The sequence below is a fragment of the Mitsuaria sp. TWR114 genome (assembly GCF_007997345.1).
On record NZ_VOSR01000780.1, the window covers coordinates 1 to 8,726 of the forward strand.

4 protein-coding genes and 1 pseudogene are annotated in these 8,726 nt (G+C 68.9%); 4 read left to right on the forward strand and 1 reads right to left on the reverse strand.

Translation table 11 applies throughout. The features are described from left to right. From FUT87_RS24090 to aspS, 4 genes and pseudogenes are all read left to right on the forward strand, one after another. Positions 1–1,253, forward strand: a pseudogene (locus FUT87_RS24090) (sodium:solute symporter family protein); the annotation flags it as partial. 30 nt (positions 1,254–1,283) lie between these two features. After that, entirely contained in the window at positions 1,284–1,628 is a 345-nt protein-coding gene (locus FUT87_RS24095; RefSeq protein ID WP_091721616.1) for an FmdB family zinc ribbon protein, read from the forward strand. A 20-nt stretch (positions 1,629–1,648) separates the two neighbouring features. After that, positions 1,649–2,323 (forward strand): DUF502 domain-containing protein, encoded by a 675-nt coding sequence (locus FUT87_RS24100; RefSeq protein WP_147242632.1) that lies wholly within the window; start codon positions 1,649–1,651, stop codon positions 2,321–2,323. 164 nt (positions 2,324–2,487) lie between these two features. After that, on the forward strand, positions 2,488–4,281 hold the full coding sequence (gene aspS / locus FUT87_RS24105; protein WP_091721624.1) for an aspartate--tRNA ligase: 1,794 nt from the start codon (positions 2,488–2,490) through the stop codon (positions 4,279–4,281). 121 nt (positions 4,282–4,402) lie between these two features. Here aspS and FUT87_RS24110 read toward each other — a convergent pair whose 3' ends face one another. After that, positions 4,403–8,626, reverse strand: coding sequence for a type I secretion C-terminal target domain-containing protein (locus FUT87_RS24110; RefSeq protein WP_147242633.1), 4,224 nt, complete (start codon positions 8,624–8,626; stop codon positions 4,403–4,405). Positions 8,627–8,726 lie beyond the last annotated feature (100 nt).

Below are 8,726 nucleotides of genomic sequence, written 5' to 3' on the forward strand. Positions count from 1 at the left end.
GTGGTCGAGGATCCGTTCGGCGCGGGTTCGTGCCTGATCCTGGTGGGCCTGTTCTTCGCGGCCAGGCTCTACAAGATGACGCTGCTGACGATCAGCGACTACTACCGCGAGCGCTACGGCCGCGTGGTCGAGGTGGTCTGCAGCTTCATCATCATCCTGTCCTACCTCGGCTGGGTGGCGGCGCAGGTGACCGCGCTGGGGCTGGTGTTCAAGCTGCTGTCCGGCGGCGCGATCAGCATCCCGGTGGGCATGATGATCGGCACGGCGTCGATCCTGGCCTACACGCTGTTCGGCGGCATGTGGTCGGTGGCGGTGACCGACTTCATCCAGATGATCATCCTGGTGGTGGGGCTGTCGCTGATCGCCTGGTTCGCGGCCGACATGGCCGGCGGCGCCGACAAGGTCATCGCGCTGGCGTCGAGCCAGGACATGTTCCGCTTCCTGCCCGAGCCGAGCTTCCACGACGTCGTGTTCTTCGTCGGCGCGGCCATCACGATGATGCTGGGATCGATCCGCAGCAGGACGTGTTCCAGCGCGTCATGTCCGCCAAGGACGTCAAGGCGGCGACCCGCGGCCCGGTCATCGGCGGCATCTGCTACATCCTGTTCGCCTTCGTGCCGATGTTCATCGTCGTGAGCGCGCTGATCATCATGCCCACCGAGGCCAAGCAGCTGATCGCCGAGGACCCCCAGCAGGTGATCCCCACGCTGGTGATCGACAAGATGCCCTTCGTGATGCAGGTGATCTTCTTCGGCGCGCTGCTGTCGGCGCTGAAGTCGACCGCCTCGGCCACGCTGCTGGCGCCGTCGGTGACCTTCGTCGAGAACATCTGGCGCCAGTTCTTCCCGCGCGTGTCCGACAAGCAGGAACTGCGCACGATGCGCATCGCGGTGCTGCTGTTCTCGGTCTGCGTCTGCGCCTACGCGATCGCGCTGCAGGGCACGTCGATCTACGAGATGGTCTCCAGCGCCTACCAGGTCACGCTGGTCGGCGCCTTCGTCCCGCTGGTGTTCGGCCTCTACTGGAAGCGCGCGACGACGCAGGGCGCGATCTTCGCCATCGTGCTGGGCGTGCTGACCTGGATCCTGTTCCTGATGACGCCGGCGGGCGAGCAGTTCCCGGCCCAGCTGGCGGGCCTGCTGGCCGGCATCGTGGGCATGCTGGTGGGCTCGCTGGGGCCGCAGGCGATCCGCGACGTGCACGGCAGCCACCACCGCCTGGCCGGTGCGACGCCGGCGGGCCACTCTATATAATTTCGGGTTTTTGACCCGGTAGTCCCCCAAATGCCGATCTACGCCTATCGCTGCGGCGCCTGCGGCCACGCCAAAGACGTGCTGCAGAAGCTGTCCGACGCTCCGCTGACCGTCTGCCCCGCCTGCGGCGCGGAGAGTTTTTCGAAGCAGGTCACCGCCGCCGGTTTCCAGCTCAAGGGCTCGGGCTGGTACGTGACGGACTTCCGCGGCGGATCGGGCGGCGCCAGCGCACCGGCGTCGCCGGCCGCCGCGCCGGCCACGGGCGGCGAGGCCGCCCCGGCCTCCGGCGGGACCGCCGCCGCCTCGTCCGAGTCCTCCTCCGGCACGTCGGCCCCGTCGGGCACCGCCTGCGGCGGTTCCTGCGCCTGCCACTGACGCCGAGGCCGGACCCAGGCATGAGAAAGTACATCATCACCGGCCTGCTGGTCTGGCTCCCGCTCGCGATCACCGTCTGGGTCCTGCTGTGGATCCTCGGCATGATCGACGGCGTCTTCGTCTGGCTGCTGTCGGCGGTCGGCGCGGTGCTGCCGCTGTCGGCGCAGACCTCGCTCAAGCAGCTGCATGACATCCCCGGCCTGGGGGTGGTCGTCATGGTCGCGCTGCTGATGCTGACCGGCATGTTCGTGGCGAACATCTTCGGCCAGTGGTGGCTGCGTCAATGGGACCGGCTGCTCTACAAGATCCCCATCGTCAAGAGCATCTACAGCTCGGTCAAGCAGGTCTCGGACACGCTGTTCTCCTCCAGCGGCAACGCCTTCCGCGAAGCCGTGCTGGTGCCGTACCCGCACCAGGGCTCGTGGACCATCGCCTTCGTCACCGGCAAGCCCGGCGGCGAGGTGGCCCAGCAGCTGGGCACGCTCAGCGGCGAGGAGCCGGAGGAGCATGTCGCGCTGTACGTGCCGACGACGCCGAACCCGACCTCCGGCTTCTTCCTGATGATGCCCCGCGCGCAATTGCGGCCTTTGGCGATGAGCGTCGATGAGGCGCTCAAATACATCATCTCGATGGGGGTGGTCGCTCCTCAGGGGGAGCCGGCCATCGTCCTGCCGAGCGAGGTCGCCCGAAATTGACCGGGCTGAGCGCCCCGGCAAGCGCTCAGTCCTGAGGGTCCGCGGGACCCCGCCAGCGCCCATTCCCTGAATCCGTCCTTCCCGCGCCGGCCGCGCGCGTTGCGATCCGCATCGACGCCCCGCCGCCAGCGCCGTCCCGACACTCGAAATTTCCGGAGAACTCCATGCGTACCTGCTATGCCGGCCAAGTCAGCGAGAAGCTGCTGGACCAGACCGTGACCCTGATGGGCTGGGCCCATCGCCGCCGCGACCATGGCGGCGTGATCTTCATCGACCTGCGCGACCGTGAAGGCCTGGTCCAGATCGTCTGCGACCCGGACCGCCCCGAGATGTTCAAGGTGGCCGAAGAGGTCCGCAACGAGTTCTGCGTGAAGATCGTCGGCAAGGTGCGCGCGCGCCCGGCCGGCACCGAGAACGCCAACCTGGTCAGCGGCAAGGTCGAGGTGCTGTGCCACGAGCTGGAAGTGCTGAACCCGTCGGTGACGCCGGCCTTCCCGCTGGACGACGAGAACATCTCCGAGACGACGCGCCTGACGCATCGCGTGCTGGACCTGCGCCGCCCGTACATGCAGAACAACCTGATGCTGCGCTACCGCGTGGCGATGGAGGCGCGCAAGTTCCTGGACGAGCACGGCTTCGTCGACATCGAGACGCCGATGCTGACCAAGAGCACGCCCGAAGGCGCGCGCGACTACCTGGTCCCGTCGCGCGTGCATGACGGCATGTTCTTCGCGCTGCCGCAGTCGCCGCAGCTGTTCAAGCAGCTGCTGATGGTGGCGGGCTTCGACCGCTACTACCAGATCACCAAGTGCTTCCGCGACGAGGACCTGCGCGCCGACCGCCAGCCCGAGTTCACGCAGATCGATATCGAGACCTCGTTCCTGAACGAGGAAGAGATCCGCGCGATGTTCGAGGGCATGATCCGCCACGTCTTCCGCAAGGCGCTGAACGTCGAGCTGGGCGACTACCCGGTCATGAAGTACGCCGAGGCCATGCACCGCTTCGGCTCGGACAAGCCGGACCTGCGCGTGAAGCTCGAGTTCACCGAGCTGACCGACGTGATGGGCGATGTGGACTTCAAGGTCTTCTCCGGTCCGGCCACGACGCCGGGCGGCCGCGTGGTCGCGCTGCGCGTGCCGGGCGGCGCGACGATGAGCCGCGGCGAGATCGACAGCTACACCGAGTTCGTGAAGATCTACGGCGCCAAGGGCCTGGCCTGGATCAAGGTCAACGAGACGGCCAAGGGCCGCGAGGGCCTGCAGTCGCCGATCGTGAAGAACCTGCACGACAAGGCGGTGGCCGACATCCTGTCGCGCACCGGCGCCCAGGACGGCGACCTGATCTTCTTCGGCGCCGACAAGGCCAAGATCGTCAACGACGCCATCGGCGGGCTGCGCCTGAAGATCGGTCACAGCGAGTTCGGCAAGTCCACCGGCCTGTTCGAGGACAAGTGGGCGCCGCTGTGGGTGGTCGACTTCCCGATGTTCGAGGAAGACGAGGAGAACAAGCGCTGGGCCGCGGTCCATCACCCGTTCACCGCGCCGAAGGACGGCCATGAGGACCTGATGGTCACCGACCCCGGCAAGTGCGTGGCCAAGGCCTACGACATGGTGCTCAACGGCTGGGAACTGGGCGGCGGCTCGGTGCGTATCCACCGCGCCGACGTGCAGGCCAAGGTCTTCGAGGCGCTCAACATCAGCCCCGAGGAGCAGCGCGTGAAGTTCGGCTTCCTGCTGGATGCGCTGCAGTACGGCGCGCCGCCGCACGGCGGCCTGGCCTTCGGCCTGGACCGCCTGGTCACGCTGATGACCAAGGCCGAGTCCATCCGCGACGTGATCGCCTTCCCGAAGACGCAGCGCGCGCAGTGCCTGTTGACCGGCGCGCCGTCCTACGTCGACGAGAAGCAGCTGCGCGAGCTGCACATCCGCCTGCGCAACCCGGGCGCGGCTTCGGCCTGATCGCCGGGCACGGTGGCCTTCCCGCCACCGTCGCCAGGAACAACGCCCCGAGGCTCAGGCCGTCGGGGCGTTGTCGTTTTCGCGGCGGCATGGCGCGTGCCGCGCCAACCGCGCCGGGTCGTCAGAGCACCGCCTGGCCGGCCCCGGTCAGGACGGTGATCGTGTCGGTGGGCCGCAGGTCCGCCAGCGTGATCGTCAACTCCGGCTGGTTGAAGTCGCCATTGCCGTGGGCGTCGATCAACAGCTCGACCTGGCCCTGCGCATCGACGCCGCGGCGGATGAAGCGGTCCTCGCCGCCGGCGGGGACGCCGCGCAGCAGCTGCGTCAGGTCGAGCCGGTCGCCCTGGGCATTGCTGTAGTCCAGCACCGTGTCATGGCCGGTCTGGCCGGCCTGCCAGCGGAAGGTGTCGGCGCCGCCACCGCCGATCAGCACGTCGTTGCGCGAGCTGGCGACGATCACGTCGTTGCGCTGGCTGCCGATGACCATCGTTTCCAGGTGGTCGCCGCTGTGCTGGAACTCGCGGCCATCGAGGATCAGCCGGTCCCCCGCGTCCATCTGCACGACCAGCGGCGCATCGCCGTTGGCCGCCAGCGTGGCCGAGGTCAGCGTCAGCATGTTGGCCGCGCCGTTGTCCATCCACACCTGGGCCAGGCCCTTCACGCCGCCGGAGAAGGCGCCGAAGTCGAGGTTCGCATCGCCCGAGACGTACAGCGCGTCATGGCCCAGCAGGCCGTCGATGCGGCTCACCTCGCGCTCGCCCGAGTAGGTCAGCACGTCGTTGCCGGCGGTGCCCAGCAGCGACTGCACGGCCGGCGTGGCGGTGCCGTCCTTGTCGAGGAAGACGAGGAACTCGTTGTACATGGCCTGCTGGTAATAGGCGGTGTCGGTGCCATTCGCCCAGTTGCCGTGCCAGCCGAGCTTCCACTGCGCACTGGTCGGGAACTGACTCGGCAGCGTGCCGTCGGAGGCCACCCGGATCCCCTCCTCGAAGATGACCTGCTTCGCATCGACGTAGTTCAGCGAGGCGGTGCCGGCGCCCGCGTTCCCGGCGTGGGCCTCGAAAACGACGTCATTGGCATGGCCCAGCAGCGCATTGCTCGACGGCAGCGGCTGCACGAGGCGACCATCCCCGCTGGCTGTCATGACGTCGAAGTAGTAGTTGTTCCAGGCGGGGTAATGGCTGCTGAGCCGGTCGTTGTCGGTGCCGCCCAGGTTGAACAGCGTGCCGAAACCCGTGCCTTCGGACTGGACCTTCGTGTAGACCGCCACGCTCCGCCAGTCGTCCGCCGCGACGCCGTTGGCCACCATGTAGTCGTTGTTCTTGCCGTTGCGACCGTTGTTGAAGCTGATGGCGGCTGAACCATCGGCGCGCTGCACGACCTGTCCCGCGTCGACGATGACGCCCTGCCTGGCCAGGTCCGTCTGCGTCATGTCACGCCCGTTGCCGGACTGGTCGTACCACTGCGTCACGAAGCCCTTGTCCGAGGCGCCGCGGCCGACGAAGTCGAGCAGCGCGGTGCGGTCGAGCTCGCCATTGAGGTCGAAGCCGATGTCCTGCTCGGCGTTGTCGGAACCGCGCCGCACCCGGATCGCGAAGTCGTTCTGGTGCGGGTTCAGGTCGCGCAGGCCGTAGGCCGCCTGCAGCCGGTTGACGTCGATCTCGTTGATGTTGCCGATGCCCAGGCCGTCGGCGATCCGTCCCGCCGTCGCGTCCTCCAACCGGACGACGACCTTCTCGTTCACCTCGCGGTAGTGGTCGCCGTTCACCGTGAAGCGGACCAGCTTGCTGGTCTCGCCCGCGGCGAAGCTGAGCAGGCCGGTGCTGGCGCCGCTGAAGTCGGCGGCCGAGGCGAGGGTGGCGCCGCTCGATCCGGCCGAGCTGGCGCCGCGGTCCACGGCGAAACGGACGCTGCCCGCCTCGCTCAGGTCGCCGTCGCGGGTGACCATGAACACCATCTCGCGGCTGCCGTCGGTGCCTTCGATCACATGCGAGTCGGAGATGCTGTACGTGGCGCCCGCGGTCACGCTGTCGGCGGTCTTCACCGTCACGTTGCCCGCCAGGTCGGCCGACGTGACCCGCACGTGCACCGGGTCGCCGGCGTCGAAGCGGTGGCGTTCGCCCGCCACCGGCGTGGCCGTCGCGGTGTCCACGCGCCACTGGCCGGCGGCGTCGGAATGGGTCACGTAGCGCAGCTCGTAGCCGTTGGCGATGTTGTCGTCGGTGTCGATCTCGACGGTCACCTCGACCCGCGCGTCCGTCGTGCCGGACAGCACCGGACGGGGCTGGACCGTGTCGCCGATGGCCACCACGCTGGCCGGCGGATGCGTGTCGACGGTGAGCTCGAGCGCGCCGGAGGTCAGGCCATCGGCCACGGCGCCGAAGCGGTACACGCCGTCCTCGAGCCCGGCGCCGGCGAGCTGCAATTCCCACCGGCCGTTCCCGTCCGCCACGACCGTGCCCAGGACTTCGTTGCCTGCCATCACGCCGTCGCCGTCGGCGTCGAGGAACACCGCGACCGTCGCTCCCGCCGCGGCGTAGCCCTTGAGGATCAGCGGCGCCGCGGCGGAGCCGTTGGCCGAGGTGACGCCGTCGTACGGCGACAGGCCGGAGTCGCTGTCGCGGCTGAGCAGGATGGCGGGCGTGCCGGCGGGCCGCAGCTCCAGCGTCACCTGCGAGGCCACGGCGCTGACGTTGCCCGCCACGTCGGTGCCGGTGATCTCGACATGGCGGTTGCCCACCACGGCGCCCGCGCCCGCGCTGTAGGCCAATTGCTCCAGCAGGGCGCGCGTCATGTCCGCGGTGAGCGTCATCGACGGGACGACGGTGAACAGCACCGTGCCGTCCGGCGAGCGCTCGCAGGTGATGCCGTAGCGCAGCCCGGCCGTCGAGGTGGTGGCCTCGATGGACGAGGCGCTCCCCATGCTCAGCATGCCGGCGGTCTGCTCCGGGTTGGCGCGGTCATACAGGCCGAAGCGCTCCAGGCGGTCGGCGTTGGCCGGGTCGTTTGCATCGGTCGCGACGAAGGCGCCGTCCACCTCGCTGCTGAAGCGGAACTGGAGGCGGACGATGCCGTTCGCCTCGGTGATCTCGGTCTTGGAGGGCATCGCGAGCGGGAAGGCGATCGGCAGGCCCGGCGACACCGTCACCGTCCGGTCGAGGCCGGCCGCGGGACCGTTGAGGTCGATGACCGGGGCGGTACGGTCGACGATGAACAGGCTCGTGGCCGTGCCGGTCCGGCCGAGGTGGTCGGTGACGGTGATCTGATACGAGCGGGGGCCTTCCAGCGCGAGCGGCGAGGTGTCGATCAGCCTCAGGGAGTCCAGCAGGGCCTGCGTCTGCGCCAGGCTGGCGGCGGAGCCGTCGGCCAGCACGAACTGGTAGCGATCCGCCAGCGCCATCGCCCGCCACTGGACGCCGGCCACGGTGATCGTGAGGTCGACCTGGCCCAGCTGGGTGATCACGCCGCCGTCCAGACAGCCGAGATGGTCGTCCGGGCTGACGCTCTCGCCGCTGATGTCGATCGTCACCTGCTGGAACGTCGCGTCCGGATTGGTGTGGGACAGCGTGCCGCCCGGCGCCAGCAGCGGCTGCGGCGTGACGAGGTCGTGGATCACCGTCTCGGTGTCGACGCCGGCCAGCGCGCCGTTGAGGTCCAGCGAGGGCACATGGTTGTCCATCACCACCGACACCTGCGACTCGGCGCTGACGTTGCCGGCGAGGTCGACCACGGACAGCGCGATCACGCGCTCGCCTTCGCGCGGGCGACCCATGGTGTTGCTCAGGCGGATCGCGTTGGACAGCGCCGCGGCGTCGGAGCCGGTCAGCGCGGTGCCGTCGGAGCGCCAGATCGACAGGCTGGCGGTGTCGGCGTCGTAGCGGTAGGAGAGGCCGGCCAGGCCGCCGATCTCGATGTTGTCCCTCGCCGTGCTGACGTCGAGGTCCAGGGCCTGGTCCAGCTGGAGCTTGTCGTTGATCGGGTCGAATCCGACGCCGGTGATCCGCACGCGCAGCGCGCTGAGGTCCTGCGCGGTCAACGCGTCCTGCGTCGCGGTGAGGGCGACGCCCGGCGCCAGCTGGAAGCGGTCAACGACGCTGGTGACCGTCGTCTGGAGCCCTGCGGTCGAGGAGAGATCGAGATCGTCCGCGCGCGTCTGGAGGACGAATCGCAGCGTGGTGATCTCGCTGGCCCCTTGGGCATTGATCTGTCGCGCCAGGACGGTCTGCGCGCCGTCCTGCGTGAACTGCGAGGCGGGGATGGTGTCGTCCTGGCCGTCTTGCCAGGTCAGGCCCAGGTCCAGGCTGAACTGCCAGGTCGCCTTGTCCGCGAGGCCGGAGATCCTCACGCGCGCGTCGTTGGTGTGGAGGTCGGTGGCGGACAGGCCGGAATCGTGAACCAGCGCCAGACGGGGCGCGTCCGGGGGAGGGACCGGATCGACCGGATCG

Bases quoted from the DNA above. Each gene is read 5' to 3' on its own strand.
- FUT87_RS24095 (WP_091721616.1), top strand. From the start codon at position 1,284: ATGCCGATCTACGCCTATCGCTGCGGCGCCTGCGGCCACGCCAAAGAC.
- FUT87_RS24100 (WP_147242632.1), top strand. From the start codon at position 1,649: ATGAGAAAGTACATCATCACCGGCCTGCTGGTCTGGCTCCCGCTCGCG.
- aspS (WP_091721624.1), top strand. From the start codon at position 2,488: ATGCGTACCTGCTATGCCGGCCAAGTCAGCGAGAAGCTGCTGGACCAG.